This window comes from Bowmanella yangjiangensis, from assembly GCF_017255015.1.
GTDB lineage: Bacteria > Pseudomonadota > Gammaproteobacteria > Enterobacterales > Alteromonadaceae > Bowmanella > Bowmanella yangjiangensis.
Genome location: NZ_JAFKCS010000657.1, coordinates 1 through 402, shown reverse-complemented (window position 1 = coordinate 402; position 402 = coordinate 1). Strand labels below are relative to the sequence as shown.

1 protein-coding gene is annotated in these 402 nt (G+C 60.2%); it reads right to left on the bottom strand.

The features are described from left to right. A partial coding sequence (locus J0A65_RS26125) for a sigma-E factor regulatory protein RseB domain-containing protein (protein WP_332874386.1) occupies positions 1–402 on the bottom strand: 402 nt, incomplete at both ends.

Sequence of the window (402 nt, the reverse complement as noted above, 5' to 3'; positions counted from 1 at the left end):
CCAGCACCAGGACCACGGCGCTGCGATCAGCGATACGCGACTGACCCACGACACGAATGTCGTACCAGTTGCTCAGCTGATCGGCATCCAGGTGGCGAGCGGGCCAGGTCTGGCCTTCGCTGACCTGATCGACCAGCGCACCACTGACGCATTGCGTCTGTCCATCGACCTTCAGCACCTCCTGCGCCGGACCATCCAGCTGCAGAAGGCGCTCACGCACTTGTCCCCCATCCTCCACTTTGTGCCAGACGGCATGACTGGAGAAACTACCGTTACGTTCATAGATAAACGTACCCTGAAAACTTTGCTGACGCTCCGCCTCGGCTAGGCGTCCAAGCAAGTCCTGAACCTCAGAGGCATGCACCGGCAACGCCAGCAGACCACTGAGCAGACAGAGGGGAA